Source organism: Micromonospora sp. WMMD1219 (genome assembly GCF_049315215.1).
In the GTDB taxonomy this organism is placed as follows: Bacteria; Actinomycetota; Actinomycetes; order Mycobacteriales; family Micromonosporaceae; genus Micromonospora; species Micromonospora tulbaghiae.
Genome location: NZ_CP186057.1, coordinates 3,683,795 through 3,704,571, shown reverse-complemented (window position 1 = coordinate 3,704,571; position 20,777 = coordinate 3,683,795). Strand labels below are relative to the sequence as shown.

At 74.6% G+C, this 20,777-nt stretch carries 20 protein-coding genes and 1 pseudogene; 10 read left to right on the top strand and 11 right to left on the bottom strand.

Going from position 1 to position 20,777, the window contains the following annotated elements; translation table 11 throughout:
• Window positions 1–313: 313 nt before the first annotated feature.
• On the top strand, window positions 314–589 hold the full coding sequence (locus ACN27C_RS17925; protein WP_120573671.1) for a hypothetical protein: 276 nt from the start codon (window positions 314–316) through the stop codon (window positions 587–589).
• On the opposite strand, the gene ACN27C_RS17920 is transcribed toward ACN27C_RS17925, so the two are convergent.
• From ACN27C_RS17920 to ACN27C_RS17900, 5 genes and pseudogenes are all read right to left on the bottom strand, one after another.
• On the bottom strand, window positions 582–1,139 hold the full coding sequence (locus ACN27C_RS17920; protein ID WP_422746880.1) for a Trp biosynthesis-associated membrane protein: 558 nt from the start codon (window positions 1,137–1,139) through the stop codon (window positions 582–584). The genes ACN27C_RS17925 and ACN27C_RS17920 overlap by 8 nt on opposite strands.
• The gene (locus ACN27C_RS17915; RefSeq protein WP_145751857.1) at window positions 1,136–2,689 is read right to left on the bottom strand and encodes an anthranilate synthase component I; all 1,554 of its coding nucleotides are present in this window, start codon (window positions 2,687–2,689) and stop codon (window positions 1,136–1,138) included. Before ACN27C_RS17915 ends, ACN27C_RS17920 begins: the two co-directional genes overlap by 4 nt.
• A complete protein-coding gene (gene hisI / locus ACN27C_RS17910) occupies window positions 2,686–3,099 on the bottom strand; it encodes a phosphoribosyl-AMP cyclohydrolase (protein WP_422751641.1) in 414 nt (137 codons plus the stop codon). Before hisI ends, ACN27C_RS17915 begins: the two co-directional genes overlap by 4 nt.
• A gap of 180 nt (window positions 3,100–3,279) precedes the next feature.
• Window positions 3,280–3,930: pseudogene (locus tag ACN27C_RS17905) on the bottom strand (phosphoribosyl-AMP cyclohydrolase); the annotation flags it as partial.
• A 162-nt stretch (window positions 3,931–4,092) separates the two neighbouring features.
• Window positions 4,093–4,482 carry a MerR family transcriptional regulator gene (locus tag ACN27C_RS17900; RefSeq protein ID WP_121686165.1) on the bottom strand — a complete coding sequence of 130 codons (390 nt, stop codon included), beginning with the start codon at window positions 4,480–4,482 and terminating at the stop codon, window positions 4,093–4,095.
• A 110-nt stretch (window positions 4,483–4,592) separates the two neighbouring features.
• Here ACN27C_RS17900 and ACN27C_RS17895 point away from each other — a divergent pair, with 110 nt between their 5' ends.
• From ACN27C_RS17895 to ACN27C_RS17885, 3 genes are read left to right on the top strand one after another with little or no spacing between them, the layout of a single operon-like run.
• The gene (locus tag ACN27C_RS17895; RefSeq protein WP_358172682.1) at window positions 4,593–5,315 is read left to right on the top strand and encodes an ABC transporter ATP-binding protein; all 723 of its coding nucleotides are present in this window, start codon (window positions 4,593–4,595) and stop codon (window positions 5,313–5,315) included.
• Window positions 5,312–6,067, top strand: a complete 756-nt coding sequence (locus ACN27C_RS17890) for an ABC transporter permease (protein ID WP_120568851.1) — start codon at window positions 5,312–5,314, stop codon at window positions 6,065–6,067. The genes ACN27C_RS17895 and ACN27C_RS17890 overlap by 4 nt, the downstream gene beginning before the upstream one ends.
• Entirely contained in the window at window positions 6,064–6,660 is a 597-nt protein-coding gene (locus ACN27C_RS17885) for a TetR family transcriptional regulator (RefSeq protein ID WP_120568850.1), read from the top strand. The genes ACN27C_RS17890 and ACN27C_RS17885 overlap by 4 nt, the downstream gene beginning before the upstream one ends.
• Window positions 6,661–6,700: 40 nt before the next feature.
• Here the strand turns inward: ACN27C_RS17885 and ACN27C_RS17880 are convergent, their stop codons facing one another.
• Window positions 6,701–7,432: a DUF2470 domain-containing protein gene (locus ACN27C_RS17880; RefSeq protein WP_422746876.1), complete on the bottom strand. Its 732-nt coding sequence runs from the start codon at window positions 7,430–7,432 to the stop codon at window positions 6,701–6,703.
• Window positions 7,433–7,499: 67 nt separating this feature from the next.
• Between ACN27C_RS17880 and rpsD the strand changes: the two genes are divergently transcribed.
• Window positions 7,500–8,108 carry a 30S ribosomal protein S4 gene (gene rpsD, locus ACN27C_RS17875; protein ID WP_422746874.1) on the top strand — a complete coding sequence of 203 codons (609 nt, stop codon included), beginning with the start codon at window positions 7,500–7,502 and terminating at the stop codon, window positions 8,106–8,108.
• Window positions 8,109–8,188: 80 nt separating this feature from the next.
• Here the strand turns inward: rpsD and ACN27C_RS17870 are convergent, their stop codons facing one another.
• Both ACN27C_RS17870 and ACN27C_RS17865 read right to left on the bottom strand, forming a co-directional pair.
• Complete coding sequence (locus tag ACN27C_RS17870; protein ID WP_422746872.1) at window positions 8,189–9,979, bottom strand: ABC transporter ATP-binding protein; 1,791 nt, start codon at window positions 9,977–9,979, stop codon at window positions 8,189–8,191.
• A 55-nt stretch (window positions 9,980–10,034) separates the two neighbouring features.
• Window positions 10,035–11,903 carry an ABC transporter ATP-binding protein gene (locus ACN27C_RS17865; RefSeq protein WP_422746870.1) on the bottom strand — a complete coding sequence of 623 codons (1,869 nt, stop codon included), beginning with the start codon at window positions 11,901–11,903 and terminating at the stop codon, window positions 10,035–10,037.
• 193 nt (window positions 11,904–12,096) lie between these two features.
• On the opposite strand from ACN27C_RS17865, the gene ACN27C_RS17860 reads away from it, so the two are divergent.
• The 3 genes from ACN27C_RS17860 to ACN27C_RS17850 all read left to right on the top strand — a co-directional run bounded on the left by ACN27C_RS17860 (window position 12,097) and on the right by ACN27C_RS17850 (window position 15,768).
• On the top strand, window positions 12,097–12,726 hold the full coding sequence (locus ACN27C_RS17860) for a TIGR03085 family metal-binding protein (protein ID WP_393377081.1): 630 nt from the start codon (window positions 12,097–12,099) through the stop codon (window positions 12,724–12,726).
• 129 nt (window positions 12,727–12,855) lie between these two features.
• Window positions 12,856–13,803 carry a terpene synthase family protein gene (locus ACN27C_RS17855; RefSeq protein WP_120568846.1) on the top strand — a complete coding sequence of 316 codons (948 nt, stop codon included), beginning with the start codon at window positions 12,856–12,858 and terminating at the stop codon, window positions 13,801–13,803.
• Between the two features lie 138 nt (window positions 13,804–13,941).
• Window positions 13,942–15,768 (top strand): AMP-dependent synthetase/ligase, encoded by a 1,827-nt coding sequence (locus ACN27C_RS17850; protein ID WP_421498550.1) that lies wholly within the window; start codon window positions 13,942–13,944, stop codon window positions 15,766–15,768.
• A gap of 62 nt (window positions 15,769–15,830) precedes the next feature.
• On the opposite strand, the gene ACN27C_RS17845 is transcribed toward ACN27C_RS17850, so the two are convergent.
• Together ACN27C_RS17845 and ACN27C_RS17840 are read right to left on the bottom strand one after the other, a co-directional pair.
• Window positions 15,831–17,102, bottom strand: a complete 1,272-nt coding sequence (locus ACN27C_RS17845) for a low temperature requirement protein A (RefSeq protein ID WP_422746867.1) — start codon at window positions 17,100–17,102, stop codon at window positions 15,831–15,833.
• Window positions 17,103–17,213: 111 nt separating this feature from the next.
• On the bottom strand, window positions 17,214–18,665 hold the full coding sequence (locus tag ACN27C_RS17840) for a PLP-dependent aminotransferase family protein (protein ID WP_030271948.1): 1,452 nt from the start codon (window positions 18,663–18,665) through the stop codon (window positions 17,214–17,216).
• Window positions 18,666–18,724: 59 nt separating this feature from the next.
• Here ACN27C_RS17840 and ACN27C_RS17835 point away from each other — a divergent pair, with 59 nt between their 5' ends.
• Together ACN27C_RS17835 and ACN27C_RS17830 are read left to right on the top strand one after the other, a co-directional pair.
• On the top strand, window positions 18,725–19,360 hold the full coding sequence (locus tag ACN27C_RS17835; protein ID WP_121686157.1) for a YczE/YyaS/YitT family protein: 636 nt from the start codon (window positions 18,725–18,727) through the stop codon (window positions 19,358–19,360).
• Window positions 19,361–19,476: 116 nt separating this feature from the next.
• Window positions 19,477–19,938, top strand: coding sequence for a hypothetical protein (locus ACN27C_RS17830; protein ID WP_128137455.1), 462 nt, complete (start codon window positions 19,477–19,479; stop codon window positions 19,936–19,938).
• A gap of 8 nt (window positions 19,939–19,946) precedes the next feature.
• Here the strand turns inward: ACN27C_RS17830 and hisF are convergent, their stop codons facing one another.
• A complete protein-coding gene (gene hisF, locus ACN27C_RS17825) occupies window positions 19,947–20,714 on the bottom strand; it encodes an imidazole glycerol phosphate synthase subunit HisF (protein WP_422746864.1) in 768 nt (255 codons plus the stop codon).
• Between the last annotated feature and the right edge of the window lie 63 nt (window positions 20,715–20,777).

The window sequence follows — 20,777 nt, the reverse complement described above, 5'->3', positions numbered from 1 at the left end:
ATGGCGCACCTCACGACATGGGCTGTGGCATGATGGCCGACTTCCGGTGAACGCCATGTCACGCAGCGCCACCGCTGGCATCGACCGTCACCCATCCCCTATCTCACCACGATCGTTCCGGGCCCGCAGGACGGGTTCCGGCGGTGGGCTGTGACCAAGCTCAAGGACCTCCGGCCCTGCCCAGGTCGACCCCGGTGCGACAGCGTTGACCTGTGCTTCACGGCGGCGAAACGTCCACCCGGAAGCATCGTCGTCGGGCACACTCGACGCCGGCGGCTGCCGACCGTCGCCAACGATCTCGTATGGGGTGACCATGAGCGCCAACGGGCCGACCCAGACCATCGGCTTGACCACCATCTCCCGTACCGTCGCCTCGCTCGCCGTCGGCGTGGTGCACACGCTCGAACGCGCGGTGGCCGGTGAGGGCCGGATGCGTACCGCCCGGGGCAACGCCTGGGAGGCGGTCTGCGCCGACCGGGCCCGCGCCGCCCAGCGCCGCGAGTTGGAGCGGCTGGTGGCCGAGCTGGCCGCCGCGCGGGCCGCGGCCCGGCAGCGGCGCGACGCCCGCGAGGCGCAGCCGGTCAGCTGACCGTCGGGTCCTCGCCCCGGTCCAGCGCGTCCCACGCGTCCCGGGTGCCGCGTTCGACCGCCGGCCGGCCGGGCTCGTCCGCCGGGGCGGACCGCCGCTCGTACCGGGCGCCCATCGCCGGCCAGCCGTCGCCGCGCAGCGCGGTGAACGCGCCGCCGGCCGCCAGGGCCAGGCCGCCGGCCAGCACCAGCGCCGGCCACTGCCGGCTCACGCCGGTCTCGGTCAGGCCGATCCCGCCGCCGACCGCCACCGCCAGGCCGACGCCGGCCAGCAGCACACCCAGCAGCCGGCGCAGCCGGCCCCGGGTGGCGAGCACCGCGCCGCCGCCGGCGAGTCCCACGTACGTCAGCGCCAGCACCCAGGGCAGCAGCTCCGTACCGGTGCGCCCGGCCCGGCCGGACGGCAGCGACCCCCGGGCGGTCACCTCGACCGCCCAGGTCCGGGTCACCGCCCAGCAGGCCAGGCCGGCGCCGGCCAGGCAGAGCAGCACCGCGTACGCGAGTTCGCGCCGGCCGCGGGAGGTCGGCGCGGTGGTGCCGGGCGCGCTCACCGGGCGGCCCGCAGCGTCTCGGCGGCCGCGATGGCGGCGAGGACGGCGGCGGCCTTGCTGCGCGTCTCCTGGTCCTCGGCGGCGGGGTCGGAATCGGCCACGATCCCGGCGCCGGCCTGCACGTAGGCGCGGCCGTCGCGGATCAGCGCGGTACGGATGGCGATGGCCATGTCCAGGTCGCCGCCGAAGGCGAAGTAGCCGACGGTGCCGCCGTAGACGCCGCGCCGCACCGGCTCCAGTTCCTCGATGATCTCCATGGCGCGCACCTTGGGCGCGCCGCTGAGCGTCCCGGCCGGGAACGTCGCGGCCAGCGCGTCGAACGCCGTGCGGTCGTCGCGCAGCTCGCCGACGACTGTGGAGACGATGTGCATGACGTGGCTGTAGCGCTCGATGGTGGCGAACTCGGGCACCTCGACGGTGCCCGGGCGGCACACCCGGCCCAGGTCGTTGCGGCCCAGGTCGACGAGCATCACGTGCTCGGCGCGTTCCTTGGGGTCGGCGAGCAGTTCGGCGGCGAGCTTGGCGTCGCCGTCCGGGGAGCCGCCGCGCGGCCGGGTGCCGGCGATCGGGTGCAGCAGCGCCCGGCGCCGCCCGTCCGGGCCGGCGCTGACCTTGAGGTGCGCCTCCGGTGACGAGCCGACGATGTCGAAGCCGTCGAAGCGCAGCAGGTACATGTACGGGCTGGGGTTCGTGGTGCGCAGCACCCGGTAGACGTCGAGCGGGTCGGCGTCGGTGGGGCGCTCGAAGCGCTGGCTGAGCACGATCTGGAAGCACTCGCCGGCCCGGATCGCCTCCTTGGCCGCCTCCACCGCCTGCGGGTAGCCGCCCTCGGGGGTGCGGCTGACGACCTCGCCGACGCCGGGCCGGCCCACAGTCGAGACCATGGGCGGGATCGGCCGGGACAACGCGCTGGTCATCGCGTCGAGGCGGCCGACGGCGTGGTGGTACGCGGCCTCGACCCGCCCGGCCCGGTCGGGGTCGTCCAGCGGCGGCAGCACCGCGTTGGCGACCAGGATCGCGGAGCCCTCGTAGTGGTCGAGGACCACCAGGTCGGTCGCGAGCATCATGCCCAGCTCGGGCACGTCCAGCTCGTCCTCGGTCAGCTCGGGCAGGCGCTCGAAGCGGCGGACCAGGTCGTACCCGAGGTAGCCGACCAGGCCGCCGGTCAGCGGCGGCATGTCACCGGCCGGGTCCCAGCCCGGCCCGGCGAGCGCGGCGACCGTCTCGCGCAGCACGGTGACCGGGTCGCCACCGGTGGGCACGCCCGCCGGTGGCGTGCCGGTCCAGCTCGCCGCGCCGTCGCGCTCGGTGAGCGTGGCGCTGCTGCGGACGCCGATGAACGAGTAGCGCGACCAGGCCGTGCCGGCCGAGCCGACGCCCTGTTCGGCGGACTCCAGCAGGAACGTGCCGGGACCGCCGGCCAGCTTGCGGTAGACCCCGACCGGCGTCTCCGCGTCGGCGAGCAGCCGCCGGGTCACCGGCACGACCCGCCAGCGGGCGGCCAGGTCGGCGAAGGTGGACCGGTCCGGGCTGACCGTGCCGTCGGTCACGGGGTCGCCTCCGGGGAGCTGACCGGCAGTTCGGTGAAGAAGCAGGTGCGCTGCCCGGTGTGGCAGGCCGCGCCGACCTGCTCGACGCTGACCAGCAGCGCGTCGCCGTCGCAGTCGAGCGCCACCGAGCGCACGTACTGGTGGTTGCCCGAGGTGGCGCCCTTGACCCAGTACTCGCCGCGGCTGCGCGACCAGTAGGTGGCCCGGCCGGTGGTGAGCGTGCGGTGCAGCGCCTCGTCGTCCATCCAGGCGACCATCAGCACCTCGCCCGAGTCGTGGGCGCGGACCACGGCGGCGACCAGGCCGTCCGGGGTGCGGCGGAGCTTCGCCGCGATGGCCGGGTCGAGCCGGGACGGGCGGGCCGGTCCGGGAACGGGGGCGCCGGTCAGCGGCGCGTCAGGGGCGGGCACGGTTGACCATTCTCCCGCACGCGGTCCGGGCACCGCCGACGTGTCCCGGGAGGCGGTCGTCACCGTGCCCAGCGCCCGGCCCAGCCGGGCGAGGTAGCGGTCCACCCGGCCGTCGACCAGCGCCTCGGCCAGGTCCGCGCCGTGGGTGGCGGCGATCTCGCCGGCGTACGGGCGGATCAGCGGGAGGATGCCGGTGACCAGCCGTCCGGCGGCGGCGCCGACCTTGGCCGGGTCACCGGCGCGCAGGCCGAGGCAGAGCAGCATGTCGTGGCGGTAGCCGGGCGGGGCGACCGGCAGGTCCAGCGCGGCGGTCAGGGCGGCCCGGCGGGACACCACGCGCACGGTCGGGTTGGCCGGCCGCAGCACCGAGGGGCAGAGCCGGGCCAGGTCGGCCGCGGCGAGCCGGACCCCGACCGGGTCGTCGGCCACGCGGGCCGCGGCGACCTTGCCCAGCGTCGCGATCAGCTCCTCCAGTCGCGGCTCGTCGGCGGGCTGGCAGAGCACCGGCAGGTCGATCAGGCGGCGCCATTCCGGTACGGCCCACAGCAGCCGGGCGGGCGCGGTGACCGGGAGCCCGAACGCCCAGTCGGCGGGCTGGCCGAGGCGGCGTACCCAGGAGCGGACGTCGCGGGCGGCCACCGACACGTGCACGAGGCGACCGGCGAACTCGGTCAGGTACGCCCGCCGGGCCGCGTACGGCGTGCCGCGGCGGGACGTGGCCTGCCGGGCGCCCGCGCCGGCGGGCCGTCCGTCGTCGGCGGCCACGAGCACGTCCACGTCCACGTCGCTGTGCTCGGTGGCGGCCCGCCGGGCATGGCTGCCGCGCAGCATGATCCCGACGACCGGCCGGTCGGCGGCCTGCCGCAGGCGGGCGGCCCAGTCGTCGAGGAACGCGGTGTCGGGCAACTGCGCTGGACCCACGGCGCCATGGTGCCGAAATCCGATCTTCACCGCAATGACCGTTGCCGGACCCCGTGTCCGCCACTGGGGCGTTCAGCCGGATTCCTCCTCCGCCCGGCGGTACGCGTCGATCTTGTGTTCGAGGACCTTCAGGTCCTCCTCCAGCTCGGCCATCCGGGCCAGGACGCGGGCCCGGTGCGCCTCGAACAGCGCCCGTCGCGCGCCGAGCGTGCCGTCCCCGTGCCGGGCCAGTTCGGCGTAGCGGCGCATGTCTCGCACCGGCATCCCGGTGCGCCGCAGCCGGGTGAGCAGGAACAGCCAGTTGACGTCGGACTCGGTGTAGCGCCGGCGGCCGGACGAGTCCCGCCCGACGCGGCCCACCAGGCCCTCCTGCTCGTACCAGCGCAGCGTGTAGGTGGTCAGGCCGACCCGTTCCGCCGCCTCACCCACGGTGAGGCTCATCTCCCGCGTGCTGATGTCCACGCCCTCCAGGCTTCCAGTTCGAGCGCACTCGAAGTCAAGTCCCCCGTTGCCCTCGGGGAGGAATTCACCTACCGTTGAGTTCAACGGGTGATGAATTGACGGAGGCGAGCATGGACGACGCGGTGTCGGTCCGCGAGCTGGTGGTCGACCGGGGCGGTCGGCGGGTGCTGCACGGCATCACCTGCGGGGTGCCCCGGGGCACCGTGACCGGGCTGCTCGGGCCCAGCGGCAGCGGCAAGACCACACTGATGCGCGCGGTGGTCGGCGTGCAGACGGTCGGCTCCGGCGCGGTGGACGTGCTCGGCCGCCCCGCCGGCTCGGCCGACCTGCGCCGCCGGGTGGGTTACCTGACCCAGGCGCCGAGCGTGTACGCCGACCTGACGGTGCGGGAGAACGCCCGCTACTTCGCGGTGCTCCAGGGCCGGGGCCGCGCCGAGGCCGACCGCGCGGTGGCCGACGTCGGCCTGGGGAACGCGGCCGACCAGCTCGTCGGCACGCTCTCCGGCGGCCAGCGCAGCCGCGCCTCACTCGCCTGCGCGCTGGTCGGCGAACCGGAGCTGGTGGTCCTCGACGAGCCGACTGTCGGCCAGGACCCGGTGCTGCGGGCCGACCTGTGGGCCCGGTTCCACGCCATGGCCGCGAACGGCACCACGCTGCTGGTCTCCAGCCACGTGATGGACGAGGCGGCCCGCTGCGACCGGCTGCTGCTCATCCGCGAGGGCCGGCTGGTCGCCGACGACACCCCGGCCGCGGTCCGCGCCGCAACCGGGACCGACGACCTGGAGGAGGCGTTCCTGCGCCTGATCCGCGACGCCGAGGGAGAGGCGCGATGAACGGACGGATCCTGGCCGCCACCACCGGGCGCATCCTGCGCCAGCTCCGGCACGACCGGCGGACCGTGGCGCTGCTCGTGGTGGTGCCGTCGGTGCTGCTCACGCTCGTCTACTTCATGTACGTCGACCAGCCCGCCCCGCCCGGCGCGCCGAGCACGTTCGACCGGGTGGCCCTGATCATGCTGGGCTTCTTCCCGTTCATCATCATGTTCCTCGTGACCAGCATCGCCATGCTCCGCGAGCGCACCACCGGCACACTGGAGCGCCTGCTCACCACGCCGCTGGGCAAGCTCGACCTGCTGTTCGGGTACGGCATCGCGTTCGGCCTGGCCGGGGTGCTCCAGTCCACTGTCGCCTCGGTCGTCGCGTACCGGGTGTTCGGGCTGGAGACCGCGGGCAGCGCGTGGCTGGTCGTGCTGATCGCCGGGGTGAACGCGGTGCTCGCGGTGGCGCTCGGGCTGTTCTGCTCGGCGTTCGCCCGCACCGAGTTCCAGGCGGTCCAGTTCATGCCGGTGGTGGTGGCCCCGCAACTGCTGCTGTGCGGCCTGTTCGTGCCGCGCGACCAGATGGCCGGCTGGCTCCAGGCGGTCAGCGACGCGCTGCCGCTGTCGTACGCGGTCGAGGCGCTCCAGGAAGTCGGCGCGCACGCCGAGCCGACCGGGACGATGTGGCGGGACGTGGCGATCGTGGCCGGGGCGGCGGTGGCGGCGCTGGTGCTGGCCGCCGCGACGCTGCGCCGGCGCAGCGGGTGAACGCGCGGCGCACCGGGCGGCGGCCCGGCAGCCCGGACACCCGTGAGGCCATCCTCGCCGCGGCGCGGGAGGCGTTCGCCGAGCGCGGCTTCGACGCCGCGTCGATCCGGGCCATCGCCGCGGCGGCCGGCGTGGACCCGGCGCTCGTGCACCACTACTTCGGCGGCAAGGAGGAGCTGTTCCGGGCCGCCACGGCGTTCCCGGCCGACCCGGGGCGGCTGCTGCCGGCGGTGCTCGCCGGCGGCCCGGACGCGGCCGGCGAGCGGATGGTCCGGGTGTTCCTGGAGGTCTGGGACTCCCCCACCGGAACGGCGGCGGTGGCGCTGCTGCGCTCGGCCGTCAGCAACGACTGGACCGCGCGCCTCCTGCGCGAGTTCCTGGTCACGCAGGTGCTGCGCCGGGTGCTCGACCACCTCGGCGTCGACCCGGCGCAGCGCGCGCTGCGCGGCGGGCTGGTCGCCACCCAGCTCGCCGGGCTGGCCATGATGCGGTACGTGCTCCGTCTCGACGCGGTCGCCACCGCCGAGCCGGCGACACTGGTGGCCGCCATCGGCCCGACGGTCCAGCGGTATCTGACCGGCGACATCACCTGAGCCTCCCGGCCGCCGGCTCCGGCAGCCGGGACGGCGCCGCTCAGGCCGCGGCCCGGGGGCAGAGCATCGGGTGCAGCAGGCGGGACAGCTCCGCCACGTCGGCGACGGGCCGGGGGAAGGCGAGCCGGGCCCGCCGGGTCGCGCCGGGCCGCCCGTGCGCGACCAGCAGCCCGTACCTGTCGATCCGGACCACCCGGGGAACCTGGTCGCCGGGCAGGGCGAGCCGCCGCCGCAGGTAGTCGCCGACCTGCTCGGCGTGGTGGTCGGCCAGGTCGGCCAGCAGGTCGGCCTCGACCGGGTGCAGCGGGTCCGGCTCGGCCTCCGCGAACGCCTCCGGGTCGACCCGGCGCACGCGCCCGGCGCGCTCCCAGCGGGCCTCGGCCACCTCGAAGCGGTGCAGGTGGAACCGGCGGCCCACGTCGAGCAGGTCGCCGGCCGGGTCGGTGGCGGCGAAGTCGACCGCCGCGTCGCGCGCCTGGTCCCCGTCGAGCCGGGCGGCCCAGCCGGACACCCAGGCCCGGCCGAGCGAGGGCGCCCCGGCCGCGGGCGGCAGGTCGAGCACGTCGAGCACGGTGGCCACGTCGGTGTCGCCCGCCGGCGGCACGAGCGCCGCGGCGAGATCACTGACCACGGGTACGAGCAGCAGCAGCCGCCCGTCGGGGTCGACGGCGTGCCGGACCTGGTGCGGGCCGGGATGCCGGGCCAGGTGGACGAGGGCGGGCAACCGGCCCGCGACCAGGGTTCGCACGATCTCCGCCGGGCTGGGCCGCATGATCCCGACCTCCTCAAGATAGGTTAGGCTTACCTAAGAAGCAGGCTAGACGATCGGAGACGTCGACGTGAACCACCCCCGGCCCAAGGCCCGGCTCTCCCGCGCCCTCGGTATCCCGCTGACCCGCAAGTGCGTGCGGTACTTCGAGCGGCGCCCCTACCCCCCGGGCGTGCACGGCCGGGCCCGCCGCACCACCTCCGACTACCAGGTGCGGCTGCTGGAGAAGCAGCGGCTGCGCCACCAGTACAACGTCAGCGAGGCCCAGCTGCGCCGGCTGTTCGACGAGGCCGCCCGGGGCGCCGGCAAGACCGGCGAGACGCTCGTCGCGCTGCTGGAGCGGCGCCTCGACGCGGTGGTGCTGCGGGCCGGGCTGGCGCGCAGCATCTACCAGGCCCGTCAGCTCGTCGCGCACGGCCACATCACAGTCGACGGGCGCAAGGTCGACCGGCCGTCGTACCGGCTGCGGCCCGGCCAGGCGGTCGGCGTACGCGAGCGCAGCCGCGCGCTGCCGCCGTTCCAGCTCGCCGCCGCCGGCGCGCACGCCGAAGCCCAGCCCCGGCCGTACCTGTCGGCGCAGCCGGCCGAGCTGCGCGCCACGCTGGTGCGCGAACCGGCCCGGCACGAGGTGCCGGTGGTGTGCGACGAGCAGCTCGTGGTGGAGTTCTACTCCCGCTGACCGGTTACCGGGTCTGCTCCAGCCCTGGCGGACCCGCCAAGATCAGCGGGTCTGCTCCAGCCCTGGCGGACCCGCCAAGATCAGCGGGTCTGTTCCAGCCAGGAGGCGTACAGCAGGGCGTAGACCGAGTCGGTGTCGCGGACCAGCTCCTCGTGCGGGCCGCGCTGCACGATCCGGCCCCGGTCCACCACGATCACCTCGTCCGCCGCCTGCGCGGTGGACAGCCGGTGCGCGATGGCGAGCGTGGTCCGGCCCCGGGTCACCGCGTCGAGCGTCCGTTGCAGGCGGACCTCGGTGGCCGGGTCGACAGCACTCGTCGCCTCGTCGAGCACCAGCAGGTCCGGGTCCGCGACGTACGCCCGGGCCAGCGCCACGAGCTGCCGCTCGCCGACGCTCAGCGCCTCCCCGCGCTCGCCGACCGGCGTGTCCAGCCCGGACGGCAGCCCGTCCAGCCAGTCGGACAGGCCCAGCTCGCCGAAGGCGGCGGTGAGCCGCTCGTCGGTCAGGTCGGGGCGGGCGAAGCGGACGTTCTCCCCGACCGTGGCGTCGAACAGGAAGCCGTCCTGCGGCACCATCACCACCCGGGAGCGCAGCGAGTCGAAGCGCACCTGCCGCAGGTCGACCCCGGAGAGCAGCACCGCGCCCTCGGTCGGATCCATCAGTCGGGTGAGCAGCTTGGCGAACGTGGTCTTGCCGCTTCCGGTCTCGCCCACCACCGCCACCCGGCTCTTGGCCGGAATGTCCAGCGTCACGTCGTGCAGCACCGGCGGCCCGCCGGGGTAGGCGAACGTCACGCCGGCGAACCGGGCGTCCAGCGGCCCCGGCGGCAGCTCCCGCCCCTGCTCGCCCGGGTCGGCCACGTCCGGGGAGACGTCCAGCACGTCCAGCACCCGGCGCCAGCCGGCGATCGCGTTCTGCGCCTCGTTGAGCACCTCGGTGGCGATCTGCACCGGCTGGATGAACAGCGTGACCAGGAACAGGAACGCGGTGAGCTGACCGATCGACAGCGTGCCGTCGACGCCCAGGCTGACCCCGACCACCACCACGCCGGCCAGCGCCAGCCCGGCGGCCAGCTCCCCCACCGAGCTGCCCATGATGCTGATCCGGATCGCCCGCTGCTGGGCCACCCGCTGCCCGTCGATGGCCGTGTCGAGCCGCCGCGCGGTGCGCCCGGCGATGCCGTACGCCCGGATCACCGGCGCGCCCACCACGCTCTCGCCGATCGCGCCGAGCAGCGTGCCGGTGCGCTGCCGCACCAGCCCGTACGCCCCGGCGAGGCGGCGCTGCAACTGCCGGATCACCAGCACCGCCGGCGCGAACGCGACGAGCACCACGAGCGTCAACTGCCAGGAGTACGCGAGCATCACGGCGGTGGTGACCAGCAGCTGGCCCAGGTTGACGATGAGGATCACGCCGCCCCACTGGAGGAACTGGGTGATCTGGTCGACGTCGCTGGTGACCCGGGAGACGAGCGAGCCGCGCCGCTCGGACTGCTGGTGCAGCATGGACAGGTCGTGCACGTGCCGGAACGCCCGGGTGCGCACCCCGGCCAGCGCGGTCTCGCTGACCGTGAACAGCCGGCGCATCATCAGGTAGCCGCAGATGGTGGTGACCACCAGCACCCCGGCGGTGATCGCCACGGTGAGCGAGATGACGTTCAGGTCGAGCCCGCCGACGATGCCGTGGTCGATGCCGCGCTGCACCGCCACCGGCACGGCGACCCGGCCGACCATGTAGACCAGCGCCAGCGCCAGCGTGCCGGCGAGGCCGGTGCGCAGCTCCGGGGAGAGCGCCAGCCCGCGCCGCAGCGTCCGCCAGGTCGACTCGGCGGTCTCGGTGTTCCGGTCCGCCTCCGCCGTGGTCGCGCTCACCGGGCCCGCCGTTCGTTCGCGACTGCGGGGCTCCGCTCCGCTGCACTCCTCGCGCTCACCGGTCCACCTCCAGGCCCGAAGTCAACGGCGTGACCTCGTCGTACGTCCGATTCTGCTCGCGTTCCTGCTCGGCCTGCTCGTACGCGGTGACCAGGTCGGCGTAGCCGGGCACGGTGGCCAGCAGCTCGGTGTGGGTGCCGCGGGCGACCACCCGGCCCTGCTCCACGTAGATCACCTCGTCGGCGAGCGCGATGGTGGCCCGGCGGTACGCCACCACCAGGATCGACGCCGGGGCGCCGCCGTCGGTCGGCGCGCGCAGCCCGGCCAGGATGGCCGCCTCGACGCGCGGGTCGACGGCGCTCGTGGCGTCGTCGAGCACCAGCAGCCGGGGGCGGCCGGCGAGCGCCCGGGCGAGCGTGAGCCGCTGGCGCTGCCCACCGGACAGCGACGTGCCCCGCTCGCCGACCATGGTGTCCAGCCCGTCCGGCAGCGCGGCCACGAAGCCGTCCGCCTCGGCCAGCCGCAGCGCCGCCCACACCTCGTCGTCGCCGATGCCGGCGCGGTCGAGCGCGATGTTGGCCCGGACCGTGTCGTCGAAGACGAACGGCACCTGCGCCACGAGCGCCACCGTGCCGGCGAGCGAGGCGGCGGTCAGCTCCCGCACGTCCACGCCGTCCAGCGTGACCCGTCCGGCGCCCGGGTCGACCAGCCGCACGGCCAGCGACGCGATCGTCGACTTGCCCGCACCGGTGGGGCCGACCAGGGCGACGGTCTTCCCGGCCGGCACGGTGAACGTCACCTCGCCGAGCACCTGGGCGCCGGGCAGGTGCGCCTCGGCCGGCTCGTACGCGAAGTGCACGTCGTCGAAGGCGAGCGTGGCCGGCTCGCGGGTGGCCGGGTCGAGCGTCCTCGTGCCGTACGGCATCTCGCCGGTGGCGTCCAGCACCCGGCGGACCCGGTCCCAGCCGGCGACGCTGCGCGGCAGTTCGGCCAGCACCCAGCCGATCGCGCGGACCGGGAAGGCCAGCACGGTGAACAGGAACGCGACGCTGACCAGTTCGGTCACGCTGATCGCGCCCTGCCGCAGCCGGATCGCGCCGACGACCAGCACGGCGAGCGTGCCGAGGCTGGGCAGCGTCTCCAGCATCGGGTCGAACACGCCGCGCAGCCGGCCGACCGAGATCAGCGCGTCGCGCAGCTCACCGGCGCGGGAGGCGAAGCGGGCCGTCTCCTGCGCCTCGCGGCCCATCGTCTTGACCACCAGCGCGCCGTCGAAGCTCTCGTGCGCGATGCCGCTGACCTCGGCCCGCAGCCGCTGTGCCCGGGCCTGCCGGGGCGCCATCCGGCGGGAGTAGACCACGTTGAGCGCGAACAGCGCGGGGAACACGGCGAGGCCGACCAGGGCCAGCGCCCAGTCGGTGAAGAACAGCGAGGCCACCGCGCCGACGAGCATCACCAGCGTGCCGACCGCGAACGGCAGCGGCGCGATCGGGTACCAGGCCGCCTCCACGTCGGAGTTGGCGTTGGACAGCAGCGTGCCGGTGGAGTTGCGGTGGTGCCAGGCCAGCGGTAGTTCCAGATAGCGGCGGGTGACCCGGCGACGGTAGGCGGCCTGGAGCCGGTACTGCATGTAACCGGCGCCGAGCCGGCGGCCGAAGATGCCGACGACGCGCAGCACGCTGATGCCGAACAGCGCCGTCGCGGCCAGCGCCAGGGCCCCTTCCCCCACCTCGCCGCGCTCCACGGCCGGCACGACCACGTCGCCGACCACCGCCCCGACCACGTACGCGCTGGCGATCACCAGGAGGCCGAACAGCACGCTGCCGCTGACCGCGACCGCGAAGATCCGCGGCTGTTCCCGGATGGCCCGGCCGAGCACCCGTAGCCCTCTGCCGAGCACGTCCCGACTTGTCCCGCTCGCCACGCTCTCCCCCGCCGTAAGCCGCAGTTTTCTCCCCCATCCTTACCGCTCGCCGCCGGTCCCGCCGACCCGGCCGGGATATGTCCGCCGTCACGTTCCCGCCGGACCTGGGTGGAGGGCGGCCGGAACCGGCCCGGCGGCGCGGTTCCGCCGGGCGTGGCGCGCCGATCGGCCGGAACGGGCCTACGATCGGGCCATGCCGCGGTACGCCCGAGCGGAGCGCGAGGCGCTCGCCGACCTGATGCTGGAACTGGGACCGGACGCACCGACTGTCAACGAGGGGTGGACCACCCGTGACCTGGCGGCGCACCTGCTGGTGCGGGAGCGCCGGCCGGACGCGGCGGGCGGGATCCTGCTGCCGCCGTTGCGCGGCTACGGCGAGTCGGTCCGCCGGCGCATCGCCGCCGGGCCGTACGCCGACCTGATCGCCCGGGTCCGCCGTCCCCCGGTGTGGAGCCCGGTCAGCAACCCGCTCACCGACGAGCTGGCCAACGGGATGGAGTTCTTCATCCACCACGAGGACGTGCGGCGCGCCCGGCCGGGCTGGCACCCGCGCGATCTGCCCGCCGGGCAGCAGGCGGTGCTGTGGAAGCGGGCGTCCCTGCTGGCCCGGATGGCGCTGCGGCGGTTCCCGGCCGAGGTGCTGGTGCAGGCCCCGGGGCACGGCGAGCTGCGGGCCGGCGCCGGCGGCGAACGGCTGCGGGTGGTGGGCGCGCCGGGCGAGCTGGTGCTGTTCCTCACCGGACGGCAGCGGGTGGCCCGGGTCCAGGTGGACGGTCCGGCCGAGCGCGCCGAACGTCTGCGTACCGCCGAACTGGGCTTGTGACCGAGGGTGTGCAGCCGATCGCCGGCTGACAGTGGACAGTGGACACCCGAACGTCGATAACGGTTACGTCCTCCCGTACGCTCCTGCGCACCGTCCCGACCCCGCGGGGCGGCGGACAGGGGGACGACGATGCGTGACTTCGCCCTCTCGGCACTGCACGAACCGCCCTTTCCCTCCCGGCGTCACCCCGCCGTCGACCAGGCGGCCGCGGAGAGCGCCGCCTGGGTACGTGACTTCGGCCTGGTGGAGGACCAGGCCGGCCGCCGGAGGCTGGCCGGGGCGCACGCGGCGGAGCTGGCCGCTCGCGCCTGCCCCGAGGCGTCGCCGCACGGGCTGCGCCTGCTCACCGACCTGATCAACTGGCTGTTCGTGGTGGACGACGCCTGCGACGACGACGGGCTCGGAGCGACGCCCACGCTGCTGGCGCCGACGCTCGCCGCGCTGCTGGCGGTGCTCGACCGGCACGGCGACCCGGACGCGCCGGCGCCCGCCGACGGACCGATCGCCCTGGCGCTGCACGACCTGTGCCGGCGGGCCCGCGACCGGGGCCGGCCGGCCCACCTGCTGCGCCTGGTCAGCCAGTTGCGGGAGTACCTGTTGGCGCTGCTCTGGGAGGCCGCCAACCGGGAGCGCCGGCGGGTGCCGGGGGTGGCCGAGTACACGCAGATGCGCCGCCACACCGGCGGGGTGCGTCCCAGCTTCACGGTGACCGACCTGGCCCGCCCGTCCGCGCCCCGCGCCGACCAGCGGGTCGCGCCGGCGCTCACCGTCCTGGACACCCTCGCCACCGACCTGGTCTGCTGGTGCAACGACCTGTTCTCCTACGGCAAGGAGCGCGGCACCGCCCCGGAGGCGCACAACCTGGTCACCACGATCGCGGGTGAGACCGGGCAGGACGAGTCGGCGGCGCTGTACGCGGCGGCGGACCGGTTCAACAAGGCCCTCGCCACGTACGCGGAGCGGGACGCGGCGCTGAGCGTCGTGGCCGACGAGGGGATGCGGGTCTTCCTGGACACCCGCCGGGACTGGATCAGGGCCACCTACGACTGGTCCCGCGCGGCCAGCCGGTACGCCTGAGCGGTTCCAGCAGGCGGGACCGGTGGCGACTCGACCGATCGGGGCTAGCCGCTGGCCGGGTGCAGGCAATACCCTTCGGTAACCGCAGACCGGCGTGACCCCCGTCACGTCCCTCCACCCCTGAAGGCGGCTACAGCGATGGCTCTCGATGTACCGTACCGTTCCGTACCGGACATGTTCCTCAAGCGCGTGGCGGATTCCCCCGACCGGCACGCCTTCGCCCACCCCGCACCCGACGACTCGGGCCCGGTCTGGCTGACGTGGGAGCAGGTCGGGCAGCGCGCCAAGGCGATCGCCGCCGGGTTGCACGGGCTCGGTGTCGGCCTGGAGAACCCGGTCGCGATCCTGGCCAACACGCGCCTGGACTGGGTGCTCGCCGACTTCGGCATCATGTGCGCCGGTGGGGCGACCACCACCGTCTACCCCACCACCGAACCCGACGACGCGGTCTACATCATCGCCGACTCCGGCTCGAAGGTGCTGTTCGCGGAGAACCCGGCCCAGGCGGCGAAGATCGCCGGGGCGGACCTGCCCGCGCTGACCCACGTCGTGCTCTTCGACGGCACGCCCGACCCGGCGGCGGCCGTCCCGCAGCTCACCCTGGCCGAGCTGGAGGAGCGCGGCGCCGCCGCGCTGAGCGCCGAACCGGACCTGATCGACATGCTCGTCGCCGGCATCGGCCCGGACCACCTGGCCACGCTGATCTACACCTCGGGCACCACCGGCCGCCCGAAGGGCGTGGAGCTGCTGCACGGCGGCTGGTGCTGGGAGGGCGTGGCGCAGGCCGAGCTGGGCCTGCTGCGCGTTGACGACCTGCAGTACCTGTGGCTGCCGCTGTCGCACTCGTTCGGCAAGACGCTGCTCTGCGGCGCCACGCACGTCGGCCTGCCCACGTACGTCGACGGCCGGGTGGACAAGCTCGTCGACCTGCTGGGCGTGGTGCAGCCGACGCTCATGTGCGGCGCGCCCCGGGTCTTCGAGAAGGTCTACAACAAGGCGGTCACCACCGCGCAGGGCGCGGGCGGCGCCAAGGCCAAGATCTTCGCCTGGGGCGTCGCGGTCGGCAAGGAGAAGGTCGCGCTGGAGCAGGCCGGCAAGCCGGTCCCGGCCGGCCTGCGGATGAAGTACGCGGTGGCCGAGAAGCTCGTGTTCAGCAAGCTCCAGGCCCGGCTCGGCGGCCGGATGCGGGTGCTGGTCTCCGGCGCGGCACCGCTGAGCAAGGAGATCGCCACCTTCTTCGCCGCCGCCAACCTGCCCATCTCGGAGGGCTACGGCCTGACCGAGACCAGCGCGGGCGCGTTCGTGAACCCGCCGGACGGGCTGAAGATCGGCAGCGTGGGCCGGGCCATGGGCGACCTGGAGTGCCGGATCGACACCGACGGCGAGGTCCTGCTGCGGGGCAAGCCGGTCATGCGCGGCTACCACAACCTGCCCGAGGAGACCGCCGCCGCGTTCACCGAGGACGGCTTCTTCCGCACCGGCGACATCGGCACGCTCGACGCCGACGGCTACCTGCGCATCACCGACCGGAAGAAGGATCTGGTCAAGACGTCCGGCGGCAAGTACGTCGCGCCGTCGCACATCGAGGGCATGTTCAAGGCGGTGTGCCCGTACACCTCGCAGGCGGTGGTGATCGGGCAGGCGCGCAACTACTGCACCATGCTCGTCACGCTGGACCCGGACGCGATCAAGGGCTGGGCCGCCGGCACCGCGCTGGAGGGCAGCGACTACACCACGATCGTCACCTCGCCGCAGGCGCGGGAGATGGTCGAGGGGTACGTGGCCGAGCTGAACGCCAAGCTCAACCGCTGGGAGACGATCAAGAAGGTGTCGATCCTCCCCCGTGACCTCACCATCGAGGACGGCGAGGTCACGCCGTCGCTGAAGATCAAGCGCCGCAGCGTGGAGACGAACTTCGCCTCCGAGATCGACAAGATGTACGAGGGCACGCTCGCCGAGCTGTAGCCGCACCGCCGTACTGTCGCGCCGGCCGTGCCCCACCGTCCCGGGGCACGGCCGCGCGCCGTTCACAGGTGCTGCTGCCGCCAGTGGCTCTGCTCGGCCTCGGCGGCGATCTGCTCCTCCAGCGCGAGCTCGCGTACCCGGCGCCGGTGGCCGTCCTCGGAGCGGGTCTCCCAGGCGACGCCCGCGCCGGTGATCACCCCGAGCACACCGAGCGCGATCAGCTCCGGGATGCGGAACACGAACGGGCCGACCACGGCCAGCGCCACCACAGTGAGCAGCAGCGGCCGGTGCACCTCACGCAGCGCGAGCCACCAGCACCCGGCGAGGCTGAGCAGGTGCAACGCCACCCCGCCGAACAGGATCGCGCCCCAGAAGTCGCCCAGCGGCAGTCCCCAGGAAGGCGTGTTCGGGTCGGCGGCCTCGGCCAGCAGGTCCTTGAGGCCGAGCGCGTAGAGGATGATTCCGGCCACCATCGGCAGGTGCATGAACGTGTACACGTCGCGCGTCATCCGGACCCGGGTGGCCTCGTCCCGGGCGTGGTGCAGCGCCTGCTCCATCGCGAAGGCGAGCGTGTCGAAGTACGCCCACCACAGCGCCGCGACGACCACGATGCCGAGCAACGCCGACACCGCCACCGGCCCGGTCAGCGGCAGCCCGTGCTTCGGGCCGAAGCCGAGCGCGATGATCGACTCGCCGAGTGCGACCAGCACGATCAGCGCGTGCCGTTCCGCCCAGTGCCCGGCGGAGACCACCACCCACCACTGGCGGGCGAGCGTCACCCCGCCGACGTACTCGACGAGCAGCGCCAGCGTCCAGAGCGCCAGTTGCAGCGGGATCGAGAACCGTTCCTGCGGCAGCCGCGTCGGCACGGTTCCGGCGATGACCAGCAGCACCGTGGCGACGGTCGGGAACACGGCGCGCAGGAGCAGCCGGCGGCGCCGGACCGGGTCGGCGCGGTCCACCCAGCCGAAGACCGTGAGCTGGGCCATCCGGATCACGAAGTAGCAGCCGGCGAAGACCAGCGGGCCGGGCAGCCCGCCGGGGAGGTCCTCGAACGCGCTGGGCTCGCTGAGCACCAGCATGAACGTCGCCGCCACGGTGACGAAGCCGACCAGCGGCAGCACGCCCTGGTCGGCACGGAAGAAGTTGCCCATCCGGGCGAAGCCGGTCCACGACCACCAGAGCAGCGCCAGCACCAGCAGGAAGCGGTACAGGTTGGCCGGCGTGAGCTCCGAGGCGGTGAGCGTGGTGACGTTCAGGAACGCGAAGACGAAGACCAGGTCGTAGAAGAGCTCGAGCCGGGTGGTGCGGGAACCCGGGGCTGCGGACCGCACGGTCCACGACCGCCGGACACCGCTCCCGTTCCCCACCCGGGCAGTCTGCGGGCACCACCCTTCCCGCAGCCGCCGTTCGGCGCATTCACCACCGGAACGGGCACCGCCCGCTCAGGCGATGACGCTCGGCTCGCGCCACTGCGGCCGGCTGGTGCGGTCCAGGTCGTAGCGGACCGCCGCGAGGCGCCCGACCGCCTCCACCAGCTCGTCGGCGGGCAGCGTGAAGGGCAGCCGCAGGAAGCGCTCCAGCGTCCCGTCCAGGCCGAACCGTGGTCCGGGCGCCAGCCGTACGCCGACCTCCTCGGCCGCGCGGGCCAGCGCGCTGGAGATCGGGCCGTCCAGCTCGGCCCAGAGCGTGACGCCGCCGCTCGGTACGCGTACCCGCCAGTCGGGCAGCCGGTCGGCGAGCGCGGCGACCAGGGCGTCCCGCTGGGCGACGAGCTGCGCCCGGCGGGCGGCCACGATGGCCGGCGCCTCGGTGAGCAGGTGCACGGCGACGAGCTGGTCGAGCACCGGGCTGGCCATGTCCACCCCGACCCGGGCCGCTGCGAGCCGCTGCACCTGGGGCGCGGAGGCGCGTACCCAGCCGATCCGCAGCCCGCCCCAGTAGGGCTTGCTCATGCCGCCGATGCTGATCACCCGGGAGTGCCGGTCGAAGACGGCCACCGGCGGCGGCAGCGTGGTGTCGTCCAGCGGCAGGTCGACGAAGGACTCGTCGACCACCAGGTCGGTGCCGGCCGCGTGGGCCGTCCCGACGAGCCGCTCGCGCAGGTCGGCGGCCATCAGGTGGCCGGTCGGGTTCTGGAACTCGGGGATCACGTACGCGAGCTTCGGCCGGGTCTGCCGGAGGCTGCCGAGCAGCAGTTCGGCGTCCCAGCCCTCGTCGGACAGGCCGTGCGTGGCGATCCGGGCCCGCCGGGCGGACAGCGCGGCCAGCGCGTTGGGGTAGGTGGGCGACTCGACGAGCACCGCGCCGCCGGGCGACAGGGCCAGCCGCAGCACCAGGTCCAGCGCGTGCTGGGTGCCGCTGGTGACCATGATCTGTTCCGGGCTGGTGGGCAGACCGCGCTCGGTGTAGGCGCGGGCCACCGCCTCGCGCAGCTCGATGATGCCGGTCGGGTGGTAGCCGGCACCGCCGAGGTAGCGGGGCAGGTCCTCGGCCGCGGCCCGGGCGGCCGGGACGAGCTGCGGGGGCGCGGACAGCGCGGCCACGCCCAGGTCGATCATGTCGCGGTCGTCCAGCGGCGTCCACAGCCCGGTGCTGGCCACCCGGTGCCCGCCGGGCAGCATGGTCCAGCTCCCCGCGCCCCGGCGGCTGGCCAGGTGGCCGCTCTCCCGCAGTTCCCGGTACGCGGCGGTGACTGTGGTCCGGCTGATCCGCAGCGCCTCGGCCAGTTCCCGCTCGGCCGGCAGGCGTACCCCGAGTGGCAGCCGCCCGTCGGCGAGCAACCCGCGGACGGCGCCGGCGAGCGCGGCGTAGTCGGGGCTGCGCCGGCGGCCCGGCAGGGCGTGCCACTGGCCGAGGAGTCGCGCCAATTGGACGCCGCGCACCTGGCTGGTCATGGCCACACCTCCGAAATTGGCACCCTTGATGACCGCGATTGGCCCCTAGGGTGGCATGCATGGCACCGCTTGGCAATCTCCGGCACCGGCCCGCGCGACGACTCACCCAGCTCTATGCCGGGCTGGTCCTGTACGGCGTGAGCATGGCGCTGATGATCCGGTCGGAGCTGGGCCTGGACCCGTGGGACGTGTTCCACCAGGGGCTCGCCCGGCAGACCGGCCTGTCCTTCGGCACCGTCACCATCGCCGTCGGCGCCCTCGTGCTGCTGCTCTGGATCCCGCTGCGGCAGCGGCCCGGCCTCGGCACGGTCAGCAACGTCGTGGTGATCGGACTGGTCGTCGACGCCACCCTGGCCGTGCTGCCGCCCGGGGAGGGCATGCCGGCGCGCGTCGCGCTGCTCGTCGCCGGGATCGTCGCCAACGGCGCCGCCACCGGCCTCTACCTCGGCGCCGGGCTCGGCCCCGGCCCGCGCGACGGCCTGATGACCGGCTTCGTCGCCCGCCACCCCCGGTTCTCGGTCCGGCTGGTCCGCACCGTCATCGAGATCACCGTGCTGGCGCTCGGCTGGCTGCTCGGCGGCACCGTCGGCCTCGGCACGGTGGCCTACGCGCTGACCATCGGCCCGCTGGCCCAGTTCTTCATCCCGGTCTTCGCGCTGCCCGCACGACCGGCGGCCGGCGCCTACGCTACGTGACCACGGCCGGGCCGACCGCCACGGCCCGGCCCGAGCCGCAACGCGCTGAGCTGCGACGACGCAGAACCGGGAAACCAGGTGTTTCCTCCGCCGTCGCCGCCGGGCATCATTCCTGCATGGGGGAGAACGGATGGCGTTGGAGCGACGCCTGGATCTTCGTCGCGTTGGTCATCGCCAGTGGCGCCGGCCGGCACCGGCGGGCCGCCGCGACACGCCGCCCCGAAGGCGTACGGCTGGCCGACGTCCTCTCCACCGCCGACCACCTCAACCAGGCCATCCCGGAGCGGCACGAGGTGGAGGGCGCGGTCCGGCGGCTCGTCGGCGCGGGCCTGGTCAGCGTCGCCGACGGCTGGTTCCGGGTTACCCCGGACGGTGAGCGGCTCTGGCGCACCCGGCCCAGCGCCGGGCTCGGCACCACTGTCGACACGGTGCAGGGCGTGCTGACCCGGCGGCACCCGCCCGCCGAGTCCGAGTGGCAGCTCGCCGAGGACGACCACGCCGCCGCCGTGCAGGAGTACGTGGTCCGGTCGATCCCGATGCCGCGCCGCTCCCCCGAGGGGCACTCCGGCCGGCAGTGACCGCCGCCTCAGCGCACCGGGTGCCCGGCGCCGCGCAGCGCGTCCTTGACCTCGCCGACGGTGAGTTCGCCGAAGTGGAAGACGCTCGCCGCGAGCACCGCGTCCGCCCCGGCGCCGATCGCCGGCGGGAAGTGGGCCACAGCGCCCGCGCCGCCGCTGGCGATCACCGGCACGTCGACCACCTCGCGGACCGCCTGGATCAGCGGCAGGTCGAACCCGGCCTTGGTGCCGTCGGCGTCCATCGAGTTGAGCAGGATCTCGCCCGCGCCCAGCTCGGCGCCGCGCGCCGCCCACTCGACCGCGTCCAGCCCGGTGCCCCGCCGGCCGCCGTGCGTGGTCACCTCGAAGCCGCTCGGCGTCGTGCCGTCCGGTGCGCGGCGCACGTCGAGCGAGAGCACCAGGACCTGGCGGCCGAACCGGTCGGCGATCTCGGCGATCAGCTCCGGCCGGGCGATGGCGGCGGTGTTCACGCCCACCTTGTCCGCACCGGCGCGCAGCAGCGTGTCGACGTCGGCGACCCGGCGGACGCCGCCGCCCACGGTGAGCGGGATGAAGACCGACTCGGCGGTGCGCCGCACCACGTCGAGCATGGTGCCCCGGTCGCTGGACGAGGCGGTGACGTCGAGGAAGGTCAGCTCGTCCGCGCCGGCCCGGTCGTACGCCGCCGCCAGCTCCACCGGGTCGCCGGCGTCGCGCAGGTCGAGGAAGTTGACCCCCTTGACCACGCGCCCGGCGTCCACGTCCAGACACGGGATGACCCGTACCGCCACCGTCATGCCCCGAGCCTAACGAACGCGCGGGCGGTGGTGACCCGCCGGTGAGGCCGGTCACCACCGCCC